The organism is Hungatella sp., assembly GCF_046966825.1.
In genome coordinates this window covers 20,283-46,998 of the sequence record NZ_JBKVCZ010000010.1, presented here as the reverse complement: position 1 = coordinate 46,998, position 26,716 = coordinate 20,283, and the positions used below count along the sequence as shown (strand labels likewise).

The window sequence follows — 26,716 nt, the reverse complement described above, 5'->3', positions numbered from 1 at the left end:
AATACTGAAACTGCAGCATTCGGGCCCTATAATCAGTTCTTTTTAGAAAGATGACAGGCTACCAGATGGCCGCCTCCTGTATCGGTAAGGGAAGGAACCTCTGCCTTGCAAACATCGGTTGCATACGCACAGCGAGGATGGAACGGACAGCCTGAAGGTGCATGAATCGGACTGGGTACCTCTCCCTCCAGCAATATGCGCTTTCTACTTTTCTCCACATAATAGTCCGTGATAGGCACCGCGGACAGCAATGCCCGCGTGTAAGGATGAACAGGATTCGAATATATTTCCGCTGCATCCATAATCTCTACAATGTGTCCCAGATACATGACTCCAATCACATCTGCAATATGGCGTACCACTGCCAGATCATGGGCAATAAATACATAGGTAAGACCCAGACGCTCCTGAAGTGACTGAAACAGATTGATAACCTGAGCCTGGATAGACACGTCCAATGCAGAAACGGGTTCATCGCACACGATCAGCTCTGGATTGCAGGCTAATGCTCTGGCTATGCCAAGCCGCTGTCTCTGTCCTCCGCTCATTTCATGAGGATACCGGTCTCCCATTTCCGGCAAAAGTTCTACGATCTCCAGTAATTCCTTTACTCTGGCAGCCACCTCGGACTCTGTATATTTTTCCTTTCCTGTTACAACTGCCTCTTTTATAATCGAGTATGCAGACTGACGGGGATCCAAAGAACCGTAAGGATCCTGGAAAATCAACTGAATTTCCCGGCGAATTGACTTAATCTCCTCCTTCGAAGCTCTGCTGATATCTTTTCCCTTATAGTAGATATGGCCCTCTGTCGGGTTTGTAATTCGTAAAATACATTTTCCGGTCGTTGTCTTTCCGCAACCGGATTCTCCTACCAGACCGAAGGTTTTCCCTTTTTCTACCTCAAAAGAGACATCATCCACTGCCTTCACGCAGGAAGTCGTTTTTCCAAACAGAGATTTAGCAGCCGGGAAATACATTTTTAAATTTTCTACTTTTAATAAAACATCCTTTTCAGGCACTTGCATTTCCTCCTCTCACATCAAGGTGACAGGCCATAAAATGTCCTGTCTCACCAACGGGACGAAGTTCAGGTGCCGCCTCATTTTTACATTTCTCGCAGGCATAGGGACACCTTGGATAGAAGGAACAGTATTCCGGTATGTTTGCCAGGTTAGGCGGTGTTCCCTCGATGGGAACCAATTTTTCATTTTTATTGTCATCCAGCCTGGGAACGGACGCCAGCAGCCCAAGGGTGTAGGGATGTCTCGGATTGGTCAAAAGCATCTCCGTGGTGCCGGATTCCACAATGCGACCGGCATACATGACGTAAATACGGTCTGCATAGCGGGTTACCAGTCCTAAATTGTGTGTCACTACAATAATAGAGGTCCCCTTCTTTTCTACAAGAGATATGAGCAGTTCCATAACCTGAGCCTGTGTAGTCACATCCAGGGCCGTGGTAGGCTCGTCCGCTACAATCAGCTTAGAATTGCATGCCACAGAAATAGCAATCATAGCCCGCTGACGCATGCCTCCGCTCATCTCAAAGGGATAGTTTTTCATACGTTCTTCAGGGTCCGGAATACCAACAGCGGCAAGAGCCTCTACGCCCCTTTTCCATGCTTCCTGTTTACTCATATTTTTATTATGAGCCCGGAGCACCTCTGTCAGCTGATTTCCAACAGTATAGACCGGATTTAAGCTGGTCATGGGTTCCTGAAATATCATGGAAATGCCGTTTCCCCGGATACTGCACATCTGTTTCTTAGAATAAGTCAACAGATTATTACCCTCAAACCATACCTCTCCTCCAATAATTTTACCGGGCGGAGACTGGATCAGCTGCAGCACAGAAAGCTGAGTGACAGACTTTCCGCTTCCGGATTCACCAACGACTGCCACGACTTCCCTTTCATTTACATGAAAGCTGACATCGTTAACCGATTTCACCTCTCCCGCGTCGGTAAAGAAGGAGGTACGAAGATTTTTCACATCTAACAATACTTTTTTCTCTTCCATTACAGTTTCCCCCTCAGTCTTGGATCCAAAGCATCGCGGAGTGCATCGCCTACGACATTAAAAGCAATAACGACCAGCATGATACAGATACCTGGAAGAATCGCTACCAGCGGCTGGTTAAACAGATATTTATAACCTTCAGAAACCATAACTCCCCAGGCTGGTGTAGGAGGAATAATGCCCACACCCAGGTAACTCAGGGTAGATTCCAGCATGATTGCGGTTCCCACGTTCATGGTGAAGGTAACGATCAGAGACGCCAGGCAGTTCGGCAAAAGATGCCGGAACATAATAACAAGCTGCTTCTGTCCTATCAAATTGGAAGCTGTCACATAATCATTTTCTCTCAGGCTGATTACCAGGCCATTTACCATACGAATATAGCTTGGAATAATGGAAACACCGATGACAAGGCTGATGCCCATCAAATTTCCGGTCACCATTGTAGAAAGCACCATTGTAAAAATAATGGGAGGTATGGCAATCATGGCATCCGTAAACCGCATAACGAAACTATTAAGCCAACCGCCTACATAACCGGCAATAAGGCCTATTGAAGTCCCCACCACTGCTGCCCATATGCTGGATAGCAGTCCGGTAATCAGGGATACTCTGGCACCGAACAAAAGCCTTGTTAAAGTATCCCGGCCAATATTATCGCAGCCAAGTAAATGCTCACTGCTGGGATTGGCTAAAATATAGCGAAGATTCTGCTCATAAGGAGTATACTGTGTTAGAACAGGTGCAAAAATGGCAATAAATACAAATGCTGCAATAATTCCAAAGCATATCTTGGTTACCCAGCCTCGGCTGAAAAATATCCGGAAGAAGCGCTTCATGCCTATTGCACGTTTCGAATTTTTATTTGACATACGGCTCACCTCCAGGACTTACGGATACGGGGATCCACGAATCCATATAATAAATCAATCACAAAGTTAACCAGAATTGTAAACACGGAAATCACGAATACACAGCCCTGAACCACCATATAATCCCTGCCGTTAATGGCGCTTACAATTAAGGTACCGATACCGGCAATATTGAAAACCTGCTCTACCATCAGGGAACCGCCAACCACAACACGCACCTGAAGTCCAATGGTAGTAATAACAGGAATTAATGCATTTTTCAGAGCATGCTTGTAAATGACACTTTTTTCTGCCAGACCATTGGCCCTGGCTGTACGAATGTAATCCTGATTGATTACCTCCAGCATATTGGACCGTGTCTGACGGGCCACCGATGCCAGCAGGCTGAATGACAAAATCAGGATCGGCATAACGCCATAGAAAATATATTGACCAAAGTTTTCGGTAGGCGCTACATAGCCGGACAGCGGCAGCCAGCCAAGCCTCATCCCAAATATATAAATTCCGACAATTCCCAGCCAGAACTGAGGCGCACCGAGTCCAATCGTACTGACAAACGTAATCAGATTATCAATGAATTTCCCCCGCCGTATCGCACTGATAATACCACACAGGATTCCTAACAAACTGGAAAGAATTAAAGCTGGCAGACCTATAGAGATTGTACGGGGCAGCCTTTCAGGCAGGTTAATACCGGACGGCTGTATGTAATGGAATCCCCCAAATCACCGCGCAGCGTATCTGAAATCCATATAAAATACTGCTCCACTACAGGACGATTCAAATAATACTTTTCCCGGAAAGTCGCAATATCCTGTTCCGAAGCTTCTGAGCCAAGAGCCAGAACGGCAGGATCTCCAGGAAGCATGTGAACCAATGTAAAAGAAATCACAGAGACCAAAAATACGACTGCAACCGAAATCCCCAATCGTTTTAAAATATATCGACCCATAAACATCACCACCTTTTCTTGCGAGAAACAGGGCATACGTCACGTTTTAGAGTGGCAACGCATGCCCGTTCACTAATGAATCATCATTATTCAGTCTCTTTCCACAATTCATTCCAGGTAGCGTTATACTGCTGAACTGCACCGTAATCACCATGGAGTTTCGGGCTGGTCACTGCGGTTGAATAGGTAATCGCTACTGTGTAAAGTTCTACATTGTCCTGGAACAAAATCTTTACCGCTTCCTTCAAGTTCTTGCTTAAGGTAGCCTGATCAGATACAATCGCCTCATTAATCAGACCTACAGACTTTTCATCGTGCAGGAAGGTAGAGCCACCGAATCTGGCGCCTGGAATCATATTGGCAGCCACCTGTGAGAACTGGCCGTTTCCTAAGCCCATCGGATGGAATAAGATACCATCCCATTCGCCAAGGTAGTTGGCATAATTGGCAACTTCAATCTGATTTAATGTTACTGTAACGCCAATCTGCTGCAGCTCTGCCTGGATAATCTGGCAAACACTCTTTGCAAAATCGCCCACCTGGAAATTAATCGTTAATTCAAAGCCCTTATCATAGCCAGCCTCTTTCAGAAGCGCTTTGGCCTTTTCCACATCATAGTCGTAACCGGTTACCTCACTGTTATACTCTGCGGAACTGGAGATTGCCCACTGAGTGGATTCCGTTCCATAAGCCCCATCCCCCAGGAGCGAATCGCAGATAGCTTTTGTATCTACTGCATAAGCAATGGCCTGCCGCACACGCAGATCCTTCAGTGGTCCATCTGCCTGGCTGTTAAAGCAAAGTGTATAGCCGGTAGAAGGAATCGCAGCATTGCTCATGCTATATCCCTTAGCCTTCAAAGCATCGGCAGTAATTGCATCACCTGTCAGATTCATAATATCCAGGTCACCCACCTCCAGAGCAGCCTGCTGAGTCGCTGTGGAAGCATAAATCTTAAAGTTGACCCCGTCTAAATAAGGCGTTCCCTGCCAGTACTGATCGTATTTTTCCGTATAGATGCCTTCTCCATGCACCCATTTTGTTACCTTAAACGCACCGGTACCTACAGGCATTTCATTAAATCCATCCACTCCAAGGGATTCTACTGCAGTTGGACTGCAGATAAAACAGGTTCGCGCCAGACCATAGTCAAACAGAGCATCCCATTGGGACATATGTACTACAACGGTTTTATCGTCTACTACTTCAACACTTTCCACATAATTAAAGTATGATCCGGTAAGAACACCATTCTCTTTATAGTAGTCCAGGTTCCATTTTACTGCTTCCGCATCCAGCGGAGTTCCATCCTGGAACGTAATCCCGTCTCTCACAACCATCGTGTAGGTCAGCGCCTCAGGATCCCCTTCAAAGGATTCCAGTAAGAATGGCTGAGGTTTACCCGTTTCATCATAACGCAGCAGCGTTTCATAAATGGCAGGTGCCAGGGCAGACTCATTCGTATTGCGAAGCATCCAGCCCTGAAGCGTCGTCGGATCGTCTGTTATTGGAATATTCACTGTACCACCGGAAACTGGCTCCCCGCTGTTTTCAACTGACGCTGCCGTATTCTCTTCTGCAGCCTTTGTATCGCCAACCGTACTTTCGTTTGCCTTACTCTCACCGGATGTACTCTCACTGCTTTTATTGCCCCCGCATGCTGCCAAAGAAATACTCATAGTAAATACCAGCAGCATTGCAACTAATTTTTTCATTTTGTTACCTCCTCATTTTTTATAAGAGAAAAGATTATTCATCTGCATATTCATCCGCTTATCTTCTGCGCATTGAAATCAATTCCTTCTGCTCTGTATCTGAAAGTCCTCCCATACCATGTCTGGTACTGTACACTACATTTTTCTCTTTCAAGTCCTCCATACCGTATTTAATCATGCCGTACAAGGCAGCTTTTTCAAATACATGCATGGTAACCAGATTGAAATCCAGCTTCTTGATATCCTCCAGTTCAACGCAGGGTTTACCGTTTACTACTATCACATCAGGCCACATTTTCCATCCTAAATCCTTTTCTGCGACTCTGGTTCCCATGGCCAGGTCCATCATACCGCCGCATACAGTGGTCATAGGCGCCCCCAGCTTTTTGGCCAGCACGCAGCGGGTAATCGCTTCATCCATACCATAGGATGGTCCTGCCTCAGTACGTGCAATACATACGCAGCCCGTGCCTTCGCAGGCTGCCACCGCTGCTTTGATTTTAGACAGCCAGTTTTCACGATTGATAGTTTTATAGGCAGGATCCAGCGAAGCCGGATTTACTTCGTCCGGATTGGCAATGTAATACTCATTGCGTTCAAATCCGCGATGCCCGGTACTGTCATCCAGCGTAAAGCCCGCAGCGCCTGCGCGTATCAGCCGCTTCACATTTCGATAAATAACAGCCGGACTTTCTCCATAACCATCATCAAAATCGACCAGCAGCGGTATATTGGTACAGTTCGTAATAGCCTCCACGATAGTGATTACCTCATCTAAAGTGCCAAAGGCCATGTCAGGCTGCCCATCCATACTGTAAGCAATGGCTCCGCCGCTTAACATCATACAGGGAAAACCGCTTTTTTCCGCTGCTGCTGCAGTCATGCAGTCGTATACACATGGTGCAAATATTTGCTCTCCCTTTTCAAAAAGCTCCATTCCGGTTATTTTCTTTTTCATGCCTTCACCTCCTGGAATGCTTCTTTTCCCAGTTCACTTAAATCCTCAAACTTCTTCTCAAGCGGCATCCATTTCTTCCAATAACTGAAAATGTAATGGTAGTCTCTCAGTTTTCCTTCCTCATCCAGAAGGTACCCGTCAAAATCGTGGAGATCGGCATAGACTGTGTTTTTATTCGCCCAGTTTTTGGTTCCGAAATCCATGTCCCCAAACCAGGAAGCCTTCTCCATAAAAGTTATAAATACCAGACCATAGCCCAGCTCCATCAGTCTTTCTGCTGTTACTTCCGGCTTGTCTCCCTTTACGGTCAAGTCACTCCAGAGTTTTGAACCGGAAACTGCCTCGGCAAATTCTTCGGCCTCCGCCTCAGTATGCATACACACAGCTCCAACCATTTGGGCGCCTGCCGCCTGAGCCGCCTTACATCTGGCAATAGCGTCTGCCTTATCCGGTGCATAGCTTCGCGCCAATACCATGCAATCCGTATTAGATGCCGCCTCCACAGCAATTGCGACTTTTTGTGCAAATACCTCGGGGCTTACTAATATAATTTCGGGTGAATCACTGCCGCAGCCAAAGGCACGGTCATCTAACAGCATCGCTGCCGCTCCTGCTTTTACAATCCGTTCCAAATCATAAGGCATGATACGGAGATTATCACTAAAACCGCTGCGAACCTCAACAATCAGAGGAATGCTGCAGTTATCTTCTACAAAACGTGACAGGGACCACACCATCTCTGATGTACTTAAAGTACCTTCATCTGGTGTTCCATGTACGGTATGTGTCAGTGCCGATGCACTGAGTAAGGCACCCTTACAGCCCATGTGTTCTGCTGCACGGGTAGAAATTCCATCAAACGTATCCGGAGCAATCAGCTGACCCTGAGCCAGGACTGACTGCAATGTAGGAATACTCATTTTTATCCTCCTTCTCACTGAAATAAAATCAGTGCAATCACTTCCAGCGGTTCTTCCCCCACCGCTTCCAGACCATGTCCTTCTCCTGCGCCGGTAAATGTTACATCTCCCGGCTTCACGATCTGAATCGTTCCGTTGTCATTAAACCGTCCAGTTCCTTTCAAAACATAGTATGTCTCCGACTCCTTCTCGTGGACATGATAACCAATCCCAGATCCCGGCATTACAGTTGTATGGCCAAAGAAACGCCCTTTACTGTACATTTCTTCAGGTACCTTCAACAGTTCTTTGCAGGAAATCGTCCCAACACCGTTAAATGGACTGGGCTTTTGCTCCGACACTAATTCCTCTGCTCTCTTCACCATCTTGCGCTCGGTCCCCCCTTTCTTTTCTTTTATCCCAACGAGTTGCAATTCCTTTGTTTTATATCTTATGCATCAATGCATACTTGATATGTATCTGTAGTATACAACAAGATTATTTCATTTTCAATAAACAAATAGGAGATATCGCGCTTATTTTTTTGTGCATTTTTAACATATATATTTTTATATATTTTCTATATTTAATAATTTAGATCAAATATTTGATTTTATTATAAATGATAACATACCATAAAATATCTGTAAAAATATGGTATTTTGTAAAATAATCCTTAAAAATAATGCTTGTTGTTTTTTCCGAACCGTTGTATAATATACTTATTGTATACTTTGCATCAAAAGAATAGGAGTGTAAAACCATGGCAGCAAACAATCGGGATTTAAAAAATAAAGCTTATGAAACGATAAAAGAGCGGTTACTGGACTGTACCTACGAGCCAGGGACTCTGCTCAACGAGGCTCGCCTTGCCGAGGATCTTGGATTCAGCCGCACTCCTGTCCGTGAAGCCATCAGCAGGCTGGAATCGGATGGTTTTGTGAAGATCATGCCCAAAAAGGGGATTTACGTATCAGATATTTTACTGAGCGATGTGCTTCAGATTTTTCAGACCAGAATTGAGATAGAGCCCGTGGCGCTTCGCATGGCCGCTCCCTATCTGCCGGAAAGCGAACTGATCCAGTTTCGCGGAAAATTTCTGGAAGATTTCGAGGATATCCCCAACAGCTTCCGTCTGGACACTGCCATGCATTTATTTATTATTGAATACTGCGGAAATCGTTACATTATCGATATGATGCACAGAGTCTTTGATGACAATACGAGGGTTATTATTGCCAGCAAGCAGAACCGTGTGCAGATTCATGATGCGAGGGAAGAGCACATGGAAATTCTCGACGCGCTGCTGGAAAAGGACGTCGATAAGGCGCAGTCTCTTATGAAAACACATGTGGAGTCCTGCCGGCGGGCCGCTCTCGATTACTTCTACTCGCTTCAGGCTTATAATACGACGCCGCCCGAGACTTATAAGAAACAGTTAAAAGACTGGAGCAGTTAAAAGATTGAAGCAGTTAAACAGCTGAGACTGATGGACATGGAGAAGAGACGTGATTCGTTATATACGAAAAACCAGACAAAAAAGGAAGGGCGGGCTGCATATTGCAGCCCGTTCTTCCTATCTATGACAAATTATATCAAATATGTTATTTATTTCCCGATCCCTCCCCCTTATTTCTCTTCCAGATTATTTCTCTTCCAGACATTCTCCTGCCGCCTCCGCATCTGCCTTCACCGGCATCATATAATCAATCACGACTTTTTCTCCCCTCGCAAACGGTTCCGAATAACGCTCATGGGTATAAATCTCACACCAGTAAAAGTTGTCGAAGTCAATGGTTCCGCCTGTTTTCTCAATCGCTTCCGTAATCAGCAAGTAAGCAGAATCAAGGATTTCTGCCACATTGCTGCCCTCAATCTGAACATAAGCCGCCCGGCCTTTGGGTATGTGTTTTACGAACAGTCCCTCCGGTATTTCCGTCTGCATCCGGACAAAGTCACCTATCACTATCTTAAAATTCATTCTGTCGCTAAAGTCGTACATGAAACCAATTCCGTCATTTTCGTCAATGTCATCACAGCATTTGACGTCCGCCAGCCTGTCCAGTTTTTCAATGGTATCTCCCTGAAAGAATTCCTGCCATACAAAGCCGGCGTCAGAAAAGCTGGTTTCCCGGGGCAGCCCCACCATGAGCCGTTCAGGTGTTTCCTTATACATGATGCGTTTCATTTCAGCCATAATACGCTTTCCTCCTACAAATCTCATATCTGAGAAATTAATCGGAAGATAATCATTTAGCCGGGCATTTTTCAATCTGGCCTGTGAAGGCGTAATCCCATGGTGCTCCTTAAAGGCACGGGAAAAAGAAGAATGAGACTGAAAACCGTATTTCACCGCCGCATCAAGAACAGAAATATCCGTATTTTTAAGATCGTATCCGGCCAGTGTCAGTCTTCGTTTTCTTACATAATCAGAAATGCTGATCCCCGAGATAAAATTGAAAATACGCTGAAACAACGCGGCCGGACTCATGGCTATTCTGGATATTTCATGATAATCGATTTCACAGCCATCGGGAATTATTTTTTCCAAATATAGGATTACTTCATTGAATGTTTTGCTGCTGTTCATAATTACCTCCGTCACTCCATATATTATCAAATTTACCGGCCGCTTTCTTTTCATTTCACGTACATATTATGTCACTTTATAACTATCCCCAGCCGCTTCGCCAGTTCCGCCGCCTGATATAAATCCATGACCGCCCCCCGCACCTCTGAACACTCATCGGAAAGCACCAGCCCCTTGATATCGCAGGTGGTAAAGTCCATTCCCTTAAGAGGAGTCTTAAAAAAGCTGGCATTCTGAAGCCTGACCTGACTGAACGTAACGCCTTTGCACTTACACTGCGCGAAATTCCCATTTTCTAAATCGGTATCTTCCACCCGGAAAGACTCCAGCTTCGAGCCGTCTAAATTCAAATACTGCATACTGCAGTCCGTGATCGTCACATCCTTTAAGCTGCTCTCTGTCATCCTGGCCCCCGTTCCCTTTGACCGCTGAAATGACACCCGTCTGAGAAAGCTGTCTCGGAACAGACAGTTGGAAAAGTTACAGGAGATAAACAACACATCGCTGAATTCCGCCTTTTCAAAATTACACCCTTCGAAACTGCAATTTTCAAACTTTACTCTGGAAAAACACAGGCCGGAAAACTCTTCCTCCTGTGCAGTCATATTTTTTAAATATGCATTCTGGATCCGCTCGTCCTCTTCCCTGCTCTGATGAAGAAGCTCTGTCTCCTCCGACACAATTTCATATACTTCAGGCAGCCACGGCTCCGCCAGCTTCATTCCCGCCATACGCTTATTCCTTCCTTTCTGACACGTTCTGAATTACACGATGCTCCCATTGTACCGTTCCCACTAAGCTCGTAAACTACCTCGCTAAGTGGTCAGGTATGACTCGCACTAGGTTCGTGAACAACCTCACCAAGTGCTCATAGTATATCATAAACACAGCATTCGTAAAAGACCTGACTGCTTACGCATACTCACACTCCAGAAATTCCCGCAGGAAATGTCAAGATTAAATTTCTTATTTACATTAAGATTATCTCATCAATCAACCAACACAGGAGGTATTCACTTATGAAATCAATCACAACACGAACGCTGGAACTGAAAGGAAGCAGTTATGAGATCGGACAGGCGCTGGGACGCATGGCAGCCTCCATTCCATCAATGAAGAATTACTATACATCCGGATATGAAAACTTCGGTGAAGCCGAAGCCCGGCAGGCGGAAACGCTGTTTGCCCGGTGGTGCCCGGGACTGAACGAGGAGCTTTCCGGTTTTGCCGGCGAACTGAATGTCCCTCTGGAATCTGTCGTCTACTATGCCATGACCTATTTAAAGCCTAACTGCAGTCACTTAGCCCTCCTGCCCTCCAAATCCTCGAACGGACACCCGCTTATTGCGCGCAACTATGAATTCAACGACGAACTGGAGGATTTCCAGCTGATTAAAACCAGTGTGGAAGGGAAATATACGCATATGGGTACCAGTGTCTTAAGCTTTGGACGGGAGGATGGCTTCAATGACCAGGGGCTCGCCGTCACCATGAGCTCCTGCGGATTTCCGGTCGGCGCCGACAAATGTATGCGCCGGCCTGCACTGGAGGGCCTGCAGTACTGGGCGGTTATCCGCTCGCTTCTGGAAAACTGCCGTGATACCAGGGAGGCGCTCCTCTTTTTAAAGGACATGCCCATCGCCTACAATCTCAATCTGATCCTGCTGGACCGTTCCGGAAATGGCGCCCTGGTAGAAACACTGGATGGCAGAATGGCGGTCCGTCCGCTGGATGAAACCTCCCCGCTTCCCTACACCCACGCCACCAACCATGCCGTAATCCAGGAACTGGCATCCTTAGAACCGGAGGCCATGATCCATTCCCTGAAGCGGTATGACTATATTAAGAGCATTGCAGACAGCGTGGAAACGCTCACAGTCAGCCAGTTAAAATCCATGCTTCTAGCCCCCTATCCGAATGGACTGTGCTGCCGTTTCTATCAGGATTTTTTTGGCACAACAAAAAGCATGATCCTTGATCCGATGGATGGTATAATAGAATTATGCTGGGGCGGACGGGCAGAAAACGGCTGGCATACGTACCGGCTGAGCGATCCGCTCCCCACTTCGGAAGAAGTAATCTCCATCTCCGGTGAACCCGCGGCTCCGGATATGTTCCGTTTCGCCCCGAATCCATTCGCATAACCTTAAGATTCAGCCAGATTATACCAAAATACGCTGGCCACTGTGACGCACAGCTGACGGAAAGCAATTTTCAAACACGCTCTGGCCGAAAGGAGACTGACCATGGACTATTTAAAAGCGCTGGAACGCGCCATTCTCTACATCGAAAATCATCTGGGCGAAGACATCAAAGTCGAAGACGCGGCTGCCGCGGCCGGATACTCCTACTACCACTTTACCCGGCAGTTCAATGCCCTGCTGGGTGAAAGTGTGGGCAGCTACATCCGGAAACGGCGGATCGCCAAAGCCGCCAAGGAGCTGCTCTATACGGACAGGCGGATCCTCGATATCGCTTTAGACTGCGGATTCGAATCTGCGGAAAGCTTCAGCCGTGCCTTCAAGTCGCTTTACCTCACCAGCCCGGTCTCCTACCGGAAAAACCGGCTCGATTTGTTCATCGGATCCAAGCCGCAGCTGGAGGGGGAACGCCTCACCCATATCACGAAGAACCTGACAGTCCATCCCGTCATTGTGGAACTGCCCGATATCATGGCCGCCGGTCTGCGCGGCAGCACCACGCTGAACGATAACGTGCTGCCCGGCCTCTGGGCCGCCTTTATGGAAATGTCTCATCAGATACCCCACCAGATCCCCGGCGGGAGAGGCTTCGGCATCTGCGAGGCCTGCGGCCAGGGCAACACGCTCTACAGCATGAATGGGGATGTTCTCTTCTCAGAGGTCGCAGCGGTCGAAGTCAGCAGCTTTGACGGCCTCCCTGCGCCATTTGTTCCAAAGATCATAAAAGGAGGGCGCTACGCGGTGTTCACACACACCGGCAGCCTCTCCCTCCTTCAGGACAGCTATTCTTATATCTGGGGCACCTGGTTTCTTGGAACGAATGAGAAGCTGGATGCGCGGGAAGATTTTGAAGTATACGATCAGCGGTTTTCAGGATATGACAACCCGGAATCCCAGATTGATCTCTATATCCCAATTCACTAGTACTGCATTACGCAACGCAGTACCAGTACCGCATTACGCAACGCACGCAGTACCAGCACCTCGCTGCGATCATTCCCAGTGCAGCTCACACAGACCGCACGCGGGCATGGACAGCCTTACGAGGCTCTCTCCCCCGTTCCACTCCATGGTCTCCGTCACTTCTCCGCGGCAGTTCTTCACGGTAACCGATACCGCCCTTTCCGGATCCAGAATAAGTATTTGCTCCTGGGCGTGCTGGGCGTTTACAAAGTAAGTTATTTCCTTCTGCGCAGCCGGACGGATCACTCTTCCCGCCGAATAATGAACCAGGATCTCCTCCGTTTCATTTTCCACGCTCACCTCCGGATAGAGGTTTTCCGGCTCCTTCGCATGGATCACAGTCGTCTGCAGCAGTGCTCTGTGCTGTCTCATAAAATCCAGCCAGAACCGGAGCATCTCCGTAATCCCCTCTTCCAGATCCGCCAGGCGGACCGATATCTGCGGAACGCCGAAGAGACAGCTCAGGACCTGTATGGCCGCGGCCTCCGGGCTCTCCCCGCGGTTCCACATCAGCATATCCGAATGGACGGCGCTGTGTCCGCACAGGAGCCGCAGATCCGCACAGCCCACCCGGTTGGTCACCGGAGAACAGGGGCAGTCTGAAACGCGGAACATATTACCATACCTGCGCATGTTGGGTCCGATATAGCGCTGCCTGAATTCAATCAGCAGATTCTCCTTTTCCTTCCGCAGAGTCTCCCGCACGCTGGTCATAAACACGTCCAGCGCCTCCTGGATATCCCTGAAATCCATTCCCTCCTTCCACACAGGAGTGCCCTCTCTTATATAAAACTCATCGATAAAATCCAGCTTCAGCCCATCTAAATCCCATTCCCGGACAGCTTTTAAATAGACTGCCAGCAAATACTCCCGTACCTCCGGATAACGCAGATCCAGAACTCCGGCTTGCTGCCGCTCGTCGTAGCAGAGCAGTTTATCGGAGAAACGGTTCCAGCAGCCTGTGTTCTTTCCCACAAACGGTACGGAAAACCACAGCATATACTTGATACCCATGGCGTGAACCCGCCGTATATGCTCCGGAAAATCCGGAAATTTTCCAGGCTCGGGTGCCCAGTCCCCGCAGAATGCGTATCCACGGTTATTATCCCCGGTCTGCCAGCCGTCGTCCACGATAATCGTATCAAAGCCCATTTTCGCAGCGCGCTCCGCCTCCTCCTCAACAATAGAGGCATTGATATCCTGATGCCAGGAGTACCAGAAAGAGTACACCGGCTCTCTGGCCGCGTCCGGCACCTCCATGACAGGCGGCATTGCCTCCTCCCACCACTGCCTCACCTGATCTAACGTATCCCAATACGGAACATCTTCCTGTGACTCCCACAGACGGAGGGAATATCCCGCGCTCAGCTTCTGCGGGCTCAGAACAAACCGGATCTTAACGGCCATCCTGCCGTCTTCCTCATGCACTCCGGCATTCATATCCACTTCCTGGCACAGCTCCGAAGCTGCGATCGTATGTCTGTTCCTGCTTTCGGAATTGAAGAAACAGACGACAGGAGCCGAGACAGCTGTCATGGACGCCACCGGCGCCTCCCAATCCGCCTTCAGCGCCCGGTCGGCACGGCAGTTCGGATGCCACCGTCCGCAGATATCCATAATGGGAAAGGAATAACGGATTTCAACGGCAGTTCCCATATTCGAAATACGGTCTGACTGAAGCTGAAACTCCGTAACGGTCCTCCCCGCCCCGTTTTCTGTCATGGAAGCGGTACAGGATACAGCCGCCTCCGAAATTATCTCAAATTCACCAACCTTAAAAATACTTTCCATCTCTTTTCTCCTTTCAGTCTGCCTGCTGTGTATCTGTATCAAACGCTTACAGCCCGGCGTCCCTGTCAAAGGGCCGCCGGGCATAATGCCTGATGTCTATGTGCGGGGAAACGCATTTTAATTTCCATCGCTGAACAGTATTTCCGCCAGCGCCCCCACCAGTACTGTATTTTCCTCTATGCTCTGAATCGTCAGAAGCGCATCGCCTCTCTGTTTCTTTACCGCATCTAATATCGCTTCCTTTTTATCATAAGAAATCTGCGCCCTGTTTAAAATCTCGAATGCCTGATCTGCCCGGTCCATAGAGGCCATCTCCATACCGGTTCCAAATCGCACCTCCACGGTTTTTACGGAGGGGATTTCCGAAAGCTCCAGTGTCAGATTTTTTCTCACCCCATCGTAGGAGACAACCGCGTCCACACGCTCTCCTTCGACGGTCACTTCCGGAACCCCATATTCCACATTCCGGAAATTCAGCTTCCACGACCGCATTTCCGGGACAGCGCTCCGATTTCCTTCAACACCGTCGATTACAAAACGGGTAAGCGGGCTCCACTCCAGGGAAAGCCGCGTTACAGCCCACCTGTCATCATTTTCCCCATCTGCCTCTGTTCTCCCGTCGTCTTCCCATACGCTGAAACAGCCATCCGCACCAGGGAAAATATCGGCCGCCATGCAGTTCGGATTTCCCGTTCCTCCCATCCTGTCAAGGCTTCTGGGAATGATCGCTCCCGCCTTTGCAAGCACCGGCATCTCCTCTAAGGTACGGTAAAGCATCATCTGTTTTCCGCCCCGATATATCCGCGAATTCTGATAATCAAACCAGACTCCCTCCGGAATCCAGGCTTTCACGCCCGCCAGCTCCGCCTCCGGTTCCATCCGTTCCGTAATAGGCACGGCCAGCAGTTCCGAGCCGAAATAATATTCATTCGGGAACTCATAGGCTTCCTTCTGTTCCTGCTCCTCCCAGTACAGCGGCCGAACCAGAGGACATCCCTCGAAGCAGGCCCGGTGGTTCGCGGTATAGAGATAAGGGATCAGTTCATGACGGAGCCGCAAAAAGTCTCCCATAATCATCTCGGCCCGCTTATTGAAATTCCAGGGTTCCTTACCGCTGAATGGATTGGAGGTGCTGTGAAGCCGGTTGATCGGTGAAAATACGCCGAGCTGCACCCAGCGCGCCGCCAGTTCATCATCCCTGGCCCCCATCATGTGTCCTCCGATGTCATGGCTCCACCATCCATATCCCACGTTGCTTGCCGAAGCCGTAAAATACGGCTGAAACTGAAGACTCTCCCAGCTTATGATGGTATCCCCGGAAAATCCAACAGGATACCTATGGCTGCCAATTCCCGCATACCGGGAAAATGTAAGGCCCGCGCCGCCCGCCCGTGTGCTGTCCAAATAGTGGTAATGGTTCAGCATCCAGAGCGGGTCCAGGCCGGGAATCCTGGTTTTCTTCCCCTGCTGCCAGTCCACCCACCAGAAATCGACGCCGTCCTCTTCCATCGGGTGGTGCAGCACATCAAAGTACGCTTCCAGAAACGCCCGGTCCGTCACGTCAAACTCCACCGCTGTCCCGCTTGCCGGATCGATTCCCAACACCTCCGCCATTCGCGGATACGCCTCCTCATGGGCGCGCACCCCGTCCGCCGGATGGACATTCAAGGTAACCTTCAGCCCCTGTTCATGGAGCCACGCCAGAAACTCCGGCGGATCAGGGAACAGCTCCCGGTTCCAGGTATATCCGGTCCACCCGGTTCCATATTTCGGCGGAATATCGACCAGATGCCAATCCATATCAATGACTGCCACGGAAAATGGAATCTGCTCTCTTTGAAAGCGCACCATCAGCCTCTTATACTCCTCTTCCGTATATCTATGATACCGGCTCCACCAGTTTCCAAGCGCCCACCGCGGAAGCAAAGGCGTATTCCCGCACAGCCTGTAAAAATCGCGGATACATTCCTGATAGCGATGGCCATATCCAAAGAAGTAGAAATCCAGCTCAACTCCTCCGCGCAGCGTAACCCAGCCGTCCTCTCCAATGACCATGGAACTGCTGTCATCAATCACAGACCAGCCTTCTCTGGAAATCAGCCCGTGCTCCAGAGGAATCGCACCATCCACCTCATCCAGCGTGCGCGCTGTTCCTCCCAGATCCTTACTCTCGTCTCCCCAGCGCCATAAACGGCTTTCTCCCGTCTTTGGATCTATGATCGTCCGTATACTTAATCCGTCTTCAGCAAACACCCCGCCCCGGTAACGCAGATGCAAAAACTCCGTAGTAATCGTCAGGAAACCACCGTTCCATGCAGCTTCATATTTCGGAACCGTAAATTCCCGGTTCATCACAATCTGCGTAGCCCTGTCCTCAAAGCTGCCGTTTTCGCTGTATTCCATACGAATCAGTGAGGACGTCAATACGGTGAAACGGCAGTTCGGACCCTGTATAATGGCACGTTCCCTGCAGGCCGGATTTCCATATCTTTTTATATCTCTTACCATATAATCTCCTCATTTCAGAAAAGCCGTACAGGTATCTGTACAGCTTTCCCTTTTTATTTAAAACACGCTCTGGTATTCCATTAATTCACACCGCACGTATAGGACCAGGTCTCGTTTTCTCCCAGCTTCACCAGCCGTTCCTCATTTTTCCATTTTACCAGCAGAGACCGCTCTTGAGCAAGCAGATTTTTCACGAAAATGGTATTTCCCGCCACCTTATATTCAATGCCGTACTGCGGATTTTCCAGCCTTACTCTTCCGTCTCCGGCGAGCATCGGCTCTATCTCTAAATCAGCCTGAAGCGCAAACCGCACACCCGCGTACCCGGCAATCAGATTCCAGATAAATACGCAGGGATACTCGTAATAATGGGCCGCTCCATGCCAGTTTTTCTCACTGGGATAGTAAACGTAATTCATGTCATACCGTTCCCCCATCCGGTATTCGTCCATCCTGGCCTGACGGCAGACCGCCAAAAGCTGTTGTTCCAGAATATCAGTTCTTCCCTTTTCTCTCCAGTAGGCAAAATCCCAGCACCAGTATCTGCCGGCCGCACAGAGGTCATACGGGCCTCCCGAACCGATCTCCGACTCCGTATAATCTGAAATTCTGGCGGAAACGAAGCTGGGGAAACGCTGGAACTCCTCAAAACATGCCTCCATCAGACGGTCCACGCCCTGCTCCTGATCCGGATTTGTATAATGAAACAGCGCCGGAAGCTCATTTGCCAGAAGGTGGATATGGTCATGAGACACCGAATTTCTGTCCACCCAGTCGATAAACCGCTTCTTCGACGCATCCCAGAAGCCGGTGGGAAGCGCCTGCACCAGGGCACCCTTCAGCAGCCCCGATACGGCCCGGTAATGCGCCTCCTGTTTATCCCGTTTTAAGACCGCTTCCAGCCCGGCCATGATTTCAAATGATCTGGCCGCAAGCGCCTGGGCCATACATTCCCGGCCGTCCTTGATCACCTGATCCTCGTAATAAACGTCGGACCACAGCCGGCCCTGTCGGTCGATACAGCTCTCCACAAGGGACAGGGAGTTTTCCAGCCCCTCGATATGGCCGCGAAGCCAGTCATCGTCTTTAACGGCTGCGTAATAAAAGCATGCAGATTCAATGATTTCGATATTCCCGGTCACGAGAAACATCTCCGCATTCTCCGAGTTATCCAGGCTGTTCCGCCTGACATGGTACTCTCTGGCTCCGTTCGGCTGAATGGCACACGGATCACGGAACGCCTGCTCCGGGTCCTCCGCCATCAGCTTAAGCTGCAGTTCCATCATGCGCCTTACCACAGCCAGATCCAGTTCATCCGCCATGGCCAGGCGTCCCTTGATCTGGAATTCATGATCCACATCCGGGTACGTTCCCGCATAGGCGCCCTTCTGAAGCGTACTCACCACGTAACCATCGCTGTTGGAATACGATTTCGCCCTCGTCCGTTCCACCACAGAGGGCAGAAGCGTTTCCCAGTAAAAATGGTAATACGTATCCTGGAAGATATCCCCATTTTCGAAGTCCAGCTCCATGGAATTCCCCATCACATCACAGTGCGGCGGGCCGTCAAATTCTTTCCATGCCAACTGGGATACAGTGTCCTCTTTATCTACTGAAACGGTCACCTCCATTTCATCTGCACTTATGTAAATCTGGAATGGCTCTTTCGATTTCACCTCATAGGAGCGGTACTCCCCCTGCCCCTGGAAGGGCAGGATAAAACACCGGGTAACGGGCGGGAACTCCACCGCGCCGTCGTAATTATGGATCAGATACGGATCTCCCTCTTCCCTGCTGATGCAGTAAATGAGTGGTCTGATTCCGCAGCAGGTAATCTTTTTCTCAGTCATAATCCCTCTTATTTTGTCTTATTCTTATACTCTTCTGTCCAATAAGCTTCCACCTTATTCATTCCCAGCTCATCGATCTTTTGAATGAATTCCTGGTACACAGACTCAAAGTCCTCGGTAAAGATCATTTTTACAGAATACTGCTGCAGGAGGCTGAACGCTTTCTGTCTGATAATTCCCTCTTCAGATTCCGGTGACGGGTCCTGAATGTCCAGTTCCGGACGGAATTCCACATACTTTCCGAACTGTTCATTGAATTTGTTCATTCTCTCATCCTGGTCGTTCCACCACGGCAGGTTCCACAACAGCTCGTTACAGGCGATCCAATACTCGCCCAGTCCGTTTCTGGAGGCAACGCCGCCCCAGTCCGCGTTCTTATCCTTCACATACTCTTCCAGCAGAACCGGTTTTCCATCTACCATATGCCACTGGGCGCCTGCTACCGCGTCCTGATACGTATCGCCTTCGATGCCCCATGATACGTCGCTGTGTCCCTCTACAGATGCCAGATATTCCAGGAAACGAATCGCTCTCTCAGGGTCCTTGCAGGTCTTCGGAATCACAGTCGCCAGCCAGCCGGCTCCCGTTCTGATCTGTCCGTATGTCTCGAACGGAGGCAGAATCTCGTAGGAAGTATCCGGGTTGTCTCCAGGCACCTTCTCGCCGTCGGAGATTGTCCAGCAGTAGGAAATTACATCGCCCTGCTCAATCTTGGCCTTTCCTACATCCTTGGTATCAATGAACGGATCCTTTGTCAGAATTCCTTCCAGATACATCTCATTTAAATACTTCATTGGTTCTTTGAACTTGTCGTCGCGGACCACCCACTGGATTCCCCCGTCCTTCTCTGAAAAATCGGTGCTCAATCCCATCTGAATGCCGTAGTGGGAAAGCTTCGCGCTCTTTCCAAACTCATCGGCGGACATGCTTCCATCAGCGGGATAAAAACCGATTTTATCCGGATGGTTTTCCTTCATCTGCTTAACAGCGGCGATGAATTCGGTCATATTCTTGATCTCCGGACGACCAATCTCATCGTAGTAATCTTTTCTGACCGTCATGACTGGCTGGTTCGTTCCCACGATCTGATCGTACTCTCTCGCGGCCTTCTGCCATGCTTCTCCCTGAATCCATGTAGTAAACTGATATGTCTTCCCATCCGCCATCTGATAGTTGCTTAAGATTTCCTTCGGAAGTATTTCACGCATCTTCGGCGCATACTGGTCAATCAGATCGTCGAGTGACCACAGCATCCCCGCCTCAGCCATCTTCTTTAAGGCCGCGTCATTTTTGTCCAGAGTCAGGATATCAGGCAGCTGATTGCCGGCGATCATCATATTCAGCTTCTGGCCGTCGTCAACTACCGGTTTCATAAAGTTTAAATCAACGCCTGTCTTCGCGGTCACACGCTCTGCCGTGGCATCGTTCCAGTCCAGCGAAAACCAGGAGAAGTTGGCGTAATACCCTAATTCTATGGGCGATGTGTCTTCCTTCCATTCCAGATCTTCCGGATCTGCCTGCCAGCCGATTTTCTCCCAATCCATCTCAGACTGGAAATTTGATGCAGCTGCCTGCGGCGCCTCTGTCTGCGTTTCTGCTTCCGTCGTATCCACTGCCGCAGTCCCCGCTGTGGTCTCCTTAACCGTACTCTGGCCGCCCCCGCAGCCTCCCAGCATACCTGCTACCATAGCAGAGCACACCATGCATGATAATACACGTTTCAACTTTCTCATATTCCCTCTCTCCTTTATGTATGGTTATTTATTTACTTTTTTATTTGCAGTTTTCTATTCTTTCACCGCGCCCAGCATCATTCCTTTTAAGAAGAATTTCTGGACGAATGGATAAATAATTGTTACCGGCAAAATCGACACGATTAACATTGCATACCGGACCGACTCCATGGTGGTACTGCTCTGCGACGGCACGGCAATCATCTTCTGCAGCGTCTGCTGCGCCTCAGCCAGAGACATGGCCCGCATCAGGACGGCCGGCAGTGTCATCAGGCTCTCGTTCTGGATAAAGAACGCCGGATGGAACCAGTCGTTCCAATGCCAGACCCCTACAAACAGTGATACGGTGGCGATCACCGGCGTCGACAGTGGTATGATGATCTTAAATAAGATCGTAAAGTACCCCGCTCCGTCCATCTGCGCCGATTCCTCCAGCGCCGCTGGCAGTTCTCTGAAAAATGATATAAACAGAATGATATAGTAAAACTGAAAAATGTTAGGCAGGATATAGACCCAGAAGGAATCCAAAAGCCGCATCTCCCGGTAAAGGAGATAGGACTGCACCACTCCGGCTGAAAAATACAACGTTATGACGCCCATAATCATATAGACCTTCCGCCCCTTTAAGTTATCCTTGGACAGCGCGTACGCCGCCATTGCCATACAGAAAACAGCCAGTACCGTTCCCACAATACTCCTGAGCATCGTCATCATGAAGGCCGGATAGATCGCTTTGTTCTGGAAAACGATCTTGTAATTCTCCAGGGAAAACTTTCTCGGCCAGAAGTAAATCGCCTGTTTCGCCGCATCCTTGCCGTCATTAAACGAATAGATCAGGCAGTAATAAACCGGATATACGGTCACGATCAGAACCAGAATACACAATACAGCAGTAACGATATTAATGATTCTGTCCTCTCTTGATCTTCCTAATTTCATACGAAGCATATCGTCACCCTCCCGTTAAAAGACGCTCTTTCCAAATACTTTTTTTGATATTTTGTTGGCGGTCAGAAGAAGCGTCACCGAAAGTACGGACAGAATCAGATTCCCCGCCGCCGCAAAGGAAAACCTCAGCTGGTTTAAGCCTTCATCGACAATGAATTTCTGGATTACATAGGATTTCGAATAGTTAAAAGCATTTCCCAGCAAATACGACTGGTTGAAGTTGGAAGCCACCGGTCCGCCGCTCAGTAAGTTTCCGCAGTTCATAACGAAAAGGACTCCGGCCGTCCATGCGATAGACGGAAGCGTGATCTGTGTGATCCGTTTTAGACGCCCGGCGCCGTCCACGGCCGCCGCTTCGTAGATATCCTGGTTGATGCCCGCGATGGCCGCCAGATAAATAATCGCATTCCAGCCGCTCTCCTGCCAGCAGTCGATCCACACGCCGATCCACCAGAAATACTTGGAATCCGCCAGGAATTCGATGGGCATATCCGTGATATGCAGTCTCATCAGAATATCATTGATCAGTCCCTTGCTGTCCAGAAACACAATCCAGAGCGTCGCTACAATAACGTAGGACAGGAAATGCGGTAAGTAGCTTCCCGTCTGGGTTGCCTTCTTCAGCCACTTGAACGGTACCTCATTGATAATGAGCGCCAGCAAAAGCGGCGACGTAAACGTAAAGAAGAACTTCAAGAAACTCATTCCCAGCGTATTTTTCATGGCGAGATAGAAGCTCTCGCTGGAGAACAGCTCCTTAAAATACTTCATTCCTGCAAATGCGTGGCCGAAGAATCCGTCGGTCAGCGAGTAATCCAGAAAAGCATTTGCCAGTCCCATAACCGGGATATAGGAAAAAATAAAAAAGAAAACCATGGCAGGAATCACCATTAGCTGCAATTGAAACTGCCTCTTTCCTGACCTCTTTTTTTTGGGTAATTTTTTCATATACACATACCAAGCCTCCTCCATCTGACGTTTTTTCCCGTTGCAAAACAAAAAAAACGCTTTATAATTGAATATTGGGAACATTCCCGTTTGCCATACAGCATACCTTACCAGGTGCTCATAGTATATCACACGTTTTTTGTAAAAGAAGTACACATTTTTTGGAAATAGTACAATAAATATAGTTGTTTTCACGTAATATCCATACTTCGGAGGTCCTGCAAATGGGAATAATCAAAAAAATGCATTATAAATCGAAGCTGATTCTCTGTTATCTTGTCCTTGTCTCATTCCCGCTCATACTCTGCCTTGTCCTGCTGTATCAGTCCATCGTAAAGCCGGTCCGGGAAAACGCCGTGAGCGCCATCGATCAGAGACTGGATCAGGAACTGAACACCATCAATTCCAAAATAGAAAAAATAAGAAATGTCTCCTATTTAGTCTCCACCAATACGGTCATCAATAAGTTCTTCGTTCCCAAATTTTATGGTGATCTCGAATTAATCGAGATTCTGAACAACGATATTTCGCCCCTGCTCTCATGGCTGGAAGCCTCCAGCCCGGAGATATCCTACTACCACTTTTTCACAAATAACCCCTCGATTCCAGAAACCCAGTACCTTCATCAGTACGATGACTACCGCTCAGAGCCGTGGATGCAGGAGATGGAGCATTCCATTTTTGACAAGGGCTTTTACCTGGAGCCATGCCACATAAACCGCAGCTACAGCTACGGCTACGGCGGGGAAGAGCAGATGGTCTATTCCCTGTTTTATCCACTTCTGACCTCAAATAATTTCCTGGAGGTCTGCATCAAACCATCCGTATTTTTCGAGGACATGAAAACCATACCGGCCATGGAATCCGGTTTTGTGGCAGCGGTAAACAGCGACGGAAAGATCATCTCCGACCTGCCGGCAGAGGTTACCGCAGATTTCCGCCATTCACTGGAAGAGAGACTTATGGAGGGGGACTGTCTCTCTGACAGCAATAAAGGCTCGTTCCTCGTCTCCCTGGCGCAGACAGAGTATCTGATTTCCATCAAACAGATCGGTTCGCTGGACAGCTGGATCCTGTGCGCGGTTCCGGGCATCGAGATCGACGGCCCGGTTCTAAAGGCTCAGCAGTTGTTCACCCTGGTGATTTTAGCGGCTGCCATTGGCATCGTGCTGCTCTCCTACCTCCTGTCCACACTACTGATCCGAAAGATCAACACGATTATCGATGCCGTACATAAGATTCAGGAAGGCGATTTCCATGTCGCCATCCCGGTAAACGGGGAGGATGAGATCGATCAGCTGGCCACCGATATCAACTATATGTCATTCAAAATCAATGAGCTGATCAACCGGGTATACAAAGCCAGGATGCTGCAGAAGGAGACGGAGCTTTCCGCCCTCCAGGCCCAGATCAATCCTCATTTTCTCTTTAATATCCTGGATACCTTTAAAATGATCGCCATCATCCACGATCTGGATGATTTCTCCGACAGCATCGCCGCCCTGGGGAACCTGATGCGCTACAACATCTCCCCCGCCAGCTACCACTGCACGCTGGAGCACGAGCTGCAGATCATCCGGGACTATATCAATATCCAGAATTTACTGCTAAACAACCGGGTCACCCTGCTCCTGTCGGTGCCGGACAATCTGCTCCGCTTTGAGATTCCCAATTTTATTCTTCAGCCCATTATTGAAAATTCCTTTGTCCACGGATTTGAGAATAAGCTGAGTGAGCTGATCATAAAGGTGACCATTTACAGGGGAGATTCCAGCATTATCATTAAGATTGAGGACAACGGGACAGGAATCAGCGCGGAACAGCAGCAGATGCTTACAGCTGCCATGAAGAAGTCCACGGAAACACTGGAGGTCGAACCCTTATCCCTTGAACCGCCGGAGAAGGAATCCTCCCGATCCGGTAAAAGCATCGGCATTCTCAATGTAAATCTGCGTCTCTTCCTCCTTTACGGAAGGCACTATTCCTTTACATTTTCCTCCTCAGACTTAGGCGGCGCCTGCAACACGATCTCCCTGCCCGTCTCCATACCGACAAAGGAGCAGGAAGAAAAATTTCTTAACGAACGGAGTAAGTTATGACACTTTTGATTGTTGAAGATGAAGATATCATAAGAAAAGGACTGATCGTCACCCTGCGAAAGCTGGAGATGGACTTTGAACACATCTACGAGGCCGGTGACGGAGAAGAGGGGCTGCGTCTCTGCCGGGAGCATGCTCCCGACATCATCATGACCGATATCAAAATGCCGCTCATGGATGGCCTGACATTTATCCGGGAGAGCCAGAAACTGCTGCCGGAAGGCCAGTTTATCATCCTGAGCGGCTACAGCGATTTTGAGTATGCCCGCACGGCCCTTCAATATGGAGTCAAAGACTATCTGTTAAAGCCCAGCACTAAGAATGAGATAAAAGAAGTGCTCACCCGGGTGATTGGACAGCTGAAGGAACAGCAGTCACTTCGCCTGGAGCTGACGGAACGGATCCACACTTACGAAAAAAAGCTTGACCGTTTCCAGGAGCTGCTGCTGGGTAATATCCTGTCCGGTCGTTATCCGGCCGGGGAGATCGGACATTTCCTCTCCCACTACTCCATTGCATTTCCGGAGGAGTACATGGCGGTTGTCTGCATTAAGATCACGCCTGTTATTTCTTCAGACGGGTCTTCGATCGACTATAAAAACCATTTTCTGTGGATCGTCTCCCTGTTTGAGCCCTATACTGCCGTTTACCAGGCGGATATCCTGTCCGTCTATAAATGCCTGCTTTTCAACTTTTCACGCCTCGATTCTGCTTACGGCCACAAGATATGGCAGAATATAGAGGAAGATATCCGGGTATACAGCCAGAAACACGGGCTTCGGATCTGCCTCTCCATCAGCCGCGTGGAAAGTTCCAGGGAATCGCTTCCCTCCATGTATCAGGAAGCATGCATGCTGCTGCATCACCGGCTCTTCCATCCGGAGGCCGTGGCATTTCACCCGAAACGGCAACGGAACACGGAGGCACGAACTCCCGTGATTCCCTTAACCATGATCGAAACGCTGTACCACTACTTCATTGGGAACAGCCAATTCGATCTGCGCCAGAACTTCTACAGCTTCATCCATCACATCCTCAGCGTAGAGAATTCTTCCCCCGGGTACGTCTGTGACTGTCTCGACAGGCTGGAAGAAACCTTTGCACTTCAGGCCGCCAAAGACGGTCTCGAACCGGAAAGCGCCTACCGAATTGAATTTTCCGTTTCCGAAGCCATGACGGCGTGCGATTCTCCTGATGCCCTGACGGATGCGCTCTATGCCCGGCTGATGAATTACTGGAAGCAGAAAAAGGACGGATCCGCCCCTGCCTCCCACATGGCTTCCTCTCCGGTAGACCAGGCCATCGCCTACATGGAGCAAAACTATTACCTGGATCTGGATTTGAGTATGATCTCCGACCTAATCTCCATGAACAGCAGCTACTTCAGCTCCCTGTTCAAAAAGAAGACCGGCCTGAATCTGATTAACTACCTTCAGAATGTGCGGATTGAAAAATCGAAACAGCTGCTCTTGAACACCAATCAGAAGCTGTACGAAATATCAGAGGCTGTCGGGATCCCTAACGTCAAATATTTCTGCAAGCTTTTTAAAGACTACACGGGCGCCACCCCCTCTGAGTTCCGGAAGAAGGAGCATTCTTCCTAAAAAGAAGAAAGGAATCAGAACGCCTCCTGTCAATGAGGTGTGTCTGATTCCTTTTATCCGGCA

The 26,716-nt window shown here is 48.9% G+C and carries 23 protein-coding genes; 6 read left to right on the top strand and 17 right to left on the bottom strand.

Annotated elements, in window-relative coordinates:
* Positions 1-32: 32 nt before the first annotated feature.
* The 9 genes from ACLTD4_RS05140 to ACLTD4_RS05100 form a co-directional block, all read right to left on the bottom strand.
* Positions 33-1,028, bottom strand: a complete 996-nt coding sequence (locus tag ACLTD4_RS05140) for an ABC transporter ATP-binding protein (RefSeq protein WP_055659746.1) — start codon at positions 1,026-1,028, stop codon at positions 33-35.
* Complete coding sequence (locus ACLTD4_RS05135; protein WP_029465479.1) at positions 1,015-2,022, bottom strand: ABC transporter ATP-binding protein; 1,008 nt, start codon at positions 2,020-2,022, stop codon at positions 1,015-1,017. The genes ACLTD4_RS05140 and ACLTD4_RS05135 overlap by 14 nt, the downstream gene beginning before the upstream one ends.
* On the bottom strand, positions 2,022-2,894 hold the full coding sequence (locus ACLTD4_RS05130; RefSeq protein WP_029465476.1) for an ABC transporter permease: 873 nt from the start codon (positions 2,892-2,894) through the stop codon (positions 2,022-2,024). Before ACLTD4_RS05130 ends, ACLTD4_RS05135 begins: the two co-directional genes overlap by 1 nt.
* Before the next feature lie 5 nt (positions 2,895-2,899).
* Positions 2,900-3,520 carry an ABC transporter permease gene (locus tag ACLTD4_RS05125; protein WP_412331186.1) on the bottom strand — a complete coding sequence of 207 codons (621 nt, stop codon included), beginning with the start codon at positions 3,518-3,520 and terminating at the stop codon, positions 2,900-2,902.
* A gap of 26 nt (positions 3,521-3,546) precedes the next feature.
* Positions 3,547-3,846, bottom strand: coding sequence for a hypothetical protein (locus ACLTD4_RS05120; protein WP_412331185.1), 300 nt, complete (start codon positions 3,844-3,846; stop codon positions 3,547-3,549).
* A gap of 86 nt (positions 3,847-3,932) precedes the next feature.
* Positions 3,933-5,561, bottom strand: a complete 1,629-nt coding sequence (locus ACLTD4_RS05115) for an ABC transporter substrate-binding protein (protein ID WP_025529528.1) — start codon at positions 5,559-5,561, stop codon at positions 3,933-3,935.
* A gap of 58 nt (positions 5,562-5,619) precedes the next feature.
* Positions 5,620-6,519, bottom strand: coding sequence for an isocitrate lyase/PEP mutase family protein (locus tag ACLTD4_RS05110; RefSeq protein WP_055659744.1), 900 nt, complete (start codon positions 6,517-6,519; stop codon positions 5,620-5,622).
* Positions 6,516-7,439 (bottom strand): isocitrate lyase/phosphoenolpyruvate mutase family protein, encoded by a 924-nt coding sequence (locus ACLTD4_RS05105; RefSeq protein ID WP_055659742.1) that lies wholly within the window; start codon positions 7,437-7,439, stop codon positions 6,516-6,518. Before ACLTD4_RS05105 ends, ACLTD4_RS05110 begins: the two co-directional genes overlap by 4 nt.
* Positions 7,440-7,453: 14 nt before the next feature.
* Complete coding sequence (locus ACLTD4_RS05100; RefSeq protein WP_002601111.1) at positions 7,454-7,804, bottom strand: cupin domain-containing protein; 351 nt, start codon at positions 7,802-7,804, stop codon at positions 7,454-7,456.
* A 377-nt stretch (positions 7,805-8,181) separates the two neighbouring features.
* Here ACLTD4_RS05100 and ACLTD4_RS05095 point away from each other — a divergent pair, with 377 nt between their 5' ends.
* A complete protein-coding gene (locus ACLTD4_RS05095; RefSeq protein ID WP_055659741.1) occupies positions 8,182-8,877 on the top strand; it encodes a GntR family transcriptional regulator in 696 nt (231 codons plus the stop codon).
* 186 nt (positions 8,878-9,063) lie between these two features.
* Here ACLTD4_RS05095 and ACLTD4_RS05090 read toward each other — a convergent pair whose 3' ends face one another.
* Together ACLTD4_RS05090 and ACLTD4_RS05085 are read right to left on the bottom strand one after the other, a co-directional pair.
* Complete coding sequence (locus ACLTD4_RS05090) at positions 9,064-10,008, bottom strand: helix-turn-helix domain-containing protein (RefSeq protein ID WP_242354295.1); 945 nt, start codon at positions 10,006-10,008, stop codon at positions 9,064-9,066.
* A gap of 71 nt (positions 10,009-10,079) precedes the next feature.
* Entirely contained in the window at positions 10,080-10,739 is a 660-nt protein-coding gene (locus ACLTD4_RS05085; protein WP_055659737.1) for a pentapeptide repeat-containing protein, read from the bottom strand.
* 288 nt (positions 10,740-11,027) lie between these two features.
* Between ACLTD4_RS05085 and ACLTD4_RS05080 the strand changes: the two genes are divergently transcribed.
* The 3 genes from ACLTD4_RS05080 to ACLTD4_RS05070 are packed head-to-tail and all read left to right on the top strand — an operon-like array spanning position 11,028 to position 13,133.
* Entirely contained in the window at positions 11,028-12,152 is a 1,125-nt protein-coding gene (locus ACLTD4_RS05080) for a C45 family autoproteolytic acyltransferase/hydolase (protein ID WP_055659735.1), read from the top strand.
* Positions 12,143-12,397: a DUF6783 domain-containing protein gene (locus tag ACLTD4_RS05075; RefSeq protein ID WP_412331193.1), complete on the top strand. Its 255-nt coding sequence runs from the start codon at positions 12,143-12,145 to the stop codon at positions 12,395-12,397. The genes ACLTD4_RS05080 and ACLTD4_RS05075 overlap by 10 nt, the downstream gene beginning before the upstream one ends.
* Positions 12,285-13,133 (top strand): AraC family transcriptional regulator, encoded by an 849-nt coding sequence (locus tag ACLTD4_RS05070; RefSeq protein ID WP_412331192.1) that lies wholly within the window; start codon positions 12,285-12,287, stop codon positions 13,131-13,133. The genes ACLTD4_RS05075 and ACLTD4_RS05070 overlap by 113 nt, the downstream gene beginning before the upstream one ends.
* Positions 13,134-13,202: 69 nt before the next feature.
* On the opposite strand, the gene ACLTD4_RS05065 is transcribed toward ACLTD4_RS05070, so the two are convergent.
* The 6 genes from ACLTD4_RS05065 to ACLTD4_RS05040 form a co-directional block, all read right to left on the bottom strand.
* Entirely contained in the window at positions 13,203-14,963 is a 1,761-nt protein-coding gene (locus ACLTD4_RS05065; RefSeq protein ID WP_117633879.1) for a glycoside hydrolase family 36 protein, read from the bottom strand.
* A gap of 117 nt (positions 14,964-15,080) precedes the next feature.
* Entirely contained in the window at positions 15,081-17,471 is a 2,391-nt protein-coding gene (locus tag ACLTD4_RS05060) for a TIM-barrel domain-containing protein (RefSeq protein ID WP_117633878.1), read from the bottom strand.
* Positions 17,472-17,551: 80 nt separating this feature from the next.
* Complete coding sequence (locus ACLTD4_RS05055) at positions 17,552-19,321, bottom strand: hypothetical protein (protein ID WP_117634653.1); 1,770 nt, start codon at positions 19,319-19,321, stop codon at positions 17,552-17,554.
* 8 nt (positions 19,322-19,329) lie between these two features.
* Entirely contained in the window at positions 19,330-21,054 is a 1,725-nt protein-coding gene (locus ACLTD4_RS05050; protein WP_055659724.1) for an extracellular solute-binding protein, read from the bottom strand.
* 54 nt (positions 21,055-21,108) lie between these two features.
* Entirely contained in the window at positions 21,109-22,002 is an 894-nt protein-coding gene (locus ACLTD4_RS05045; protein ID WP_117634651.1) for a carbohydrate ABC transporter permease, read from the bottom strand.
* Between the two features lie 15 nt (positions 22,003-22,017).
* Entirely contained in the window at positions 22,018-22,950 is a 933-nt protein-coding gene (locus ACLTD4_RS05040) for an ABC transporter permease subunit (RefSeq protein ID WP_070102563.1), read from the bottom strand.
* 224 nt (positions 22,951-23,174) lie between these two features.
* Between ACLTD4_RS05040 and ACLTD4_RS05035 the strand changes: the two genes are divergently transcribed.
* Together ACLTD4_RS05035 and ACLTD4_RS05030 are read left to right on the top strand one after the other, a co-directional pair.
* The gene (locus ACLTD4_RS05035) at positions 23,175-25,049 is read left to right on the top strand and encodes a histidine kinase (RefSeq protein WP_117634649.1); all 1,875 of its coding nucleotides are present in this window, start codon (positions 23,175-23,177) and stop codon (positions 25,047-25,049) included.
* The gene (locus tag ACLTD4_RS05030) at positions 25,046-26,653 is read left to right on the top strand and encodes a response regulator (protein ID WP_117634647.1); all 1,608 of its coding nucleotides are present in this window, start codon (positions 25,046-25,048) and stop codon (positions 26,651-26,653) included. The genes ACLTD4_RS05035 and ACLTD4_RS05030 overlap by 4 nt, the downstream gene beginning before the upstream one ends.
* The last annotated feature ends 63 nt before the right edge of the window (positions 26,654-26,716 follow it).

Excerpts from the sequence above, each read along its gene's own strand:
- ACLTD4_RS05140 (WP_055659746.1), bottom strand. The coding sequence starts at position 1,028 with ATGCAAGTGCCTGAAAAGGATGTTTTATTAAAAGTAGAAAATTTAAAA.
- ACLTD4_RS05135 (WP_029465479.1), bottom strand. The coding sequence starts at position 2,022 with ATGGAAGAGAAAAAAGTATTGTTAGATGTGAAAAATCTTCGTACCTCC.
- ACLTD4_RS05130 (WP_029465476.1), bottom strand. The coding sequence starts at position 2,894 with ATGTCAAATAAAAATTCGAAACGTGCAATAGGCATGAAGCGCTTCTTC.
- ACLTD4_RS05120 (WP_412331185.1), bottom strand. The coding sequence starts at position 3,846 with ATGGGTCGATATATTTTAAAACGATTGGGGATTTCGGTTGCAGTCGTA.
- ACLTD4_RS05115 (WP_025529528.1), bottom strand. The coding sequence starts at position 5,561 with ATGAAAAAATTAGTTGCAATGCTGCTGGTATTTACTATGAGTATTTCT.
- ACLTD4_RS05110 (WP_055659744.1), bottom strand. The coding sequence starts at position 6,519 with ATGAAAAAGAAAATAACCGGAATGGAGCTTTTTGAAAAGGGAGAGCAA.
- ACLTD4_RS05105 (WP_055659742.1), bottom strand. The coding sequence starts at position 7,439 with ATGAGTATTCCTACATTGCAGTCAGTCCTGGCTCAGGGTCAGCTGATT.
- ACLTD4_RS05100 (WP_002601111.1), bottom strand. The coding sequence starts at position 7,804 with ATGGTGAAGAGAGCAGAGGAATTAGTGTCGGAGCAAAAGCCCAGTCCA.
- ACLTD4_RS05095 (WP_055659741.1), top strand. The coding sequence starts at position 8,182 with ATGGCAGCAAACAATCGGGATTTAAAAAATAAAGCTTATGAAACGATA.
- ACLTD4_RS05090 (WP_242354295.1), bottom strand. The coding sequence starts at position 10,008 with ATGAACAGCAGCAAAACATTCAATGAAGTAATCCTATATTTGGAAAAA.
- ACLTD4_RS05085 (WP_055659737.1), bottom strand. The coding sequence starts at position 10,739 with ATGGCGGGAATGAAGCTGGCGGAGCCGTGGCTGCCTGAAGTATATGAA.
- ACLTD4_RS05080 (WP_055659735.1), top strand. The coding sequence starts at position 11,028 with ATGAAATCAATCACAACACGAACGCTGGAACTGAAAGGAAGCAGTTAT.
- ACLTD4_RS05065 (WP_117633879.1), bottom strand. The coding sequence starts at position 14,963 with ATGGAAAGTATTTTTAAGGTTGGTGAATTTGAGATAATTTCGGAGGCG.
- ACLTD4_RS05060 (WP_117633878.1), bottom strand. The coding sequence starts at position 17,471 with ATGGTAAGAGATATAAAAAGATATGGAAATCCGGCCTGCAGGGAACGT.
- ACLTD4_RS05055 (WP_117634653.1), bottom strand. The coding sequence starts at position 19,321 with ATGACTGAGAAAAAGATTACCTGCTGCGGAATCAGACCACTCATTTAC.
- ACLTD4_RS05050 (WP_055659724.1), bottom strand. The coding sequence starts at position 21,054 with ATGAGAAAGTTGAAACGTGTATTATCATGCATGGTGTGCTCTGCTATG.
- ACLTD4_RS05045 (WP_117634651.1), bottom strand. The coding sequence starts at position 22,002 with ATGCTTCGTATGAAATTAGGAAGATCAAGAGAGGACAGAATCATTAAT.
- ACLTD4_RS05040 (WP_070102563.1), bottom strand. The coding sequence starts at position 22,950 with ATGAAAAAATTACCCAAAAAAAAGAGGTCAGGAAAGAGGCAGTTTCAA.
- ACLTD4_RS05035 (WP_117634649.1), top strand. The coding sequence starts at position 23,175 with ATGGGAATAATCAAAAAAATGCATTATAAATCGAAGCTGATTCTCTGT.
- ACLTD4_RS05030 (WP_117634647.1), top strand. The coding sequence starts at position 25,046 with ATGACACTTTTGATTGTTGAAGATGAAGATATCATAAGAAAAGGACTG.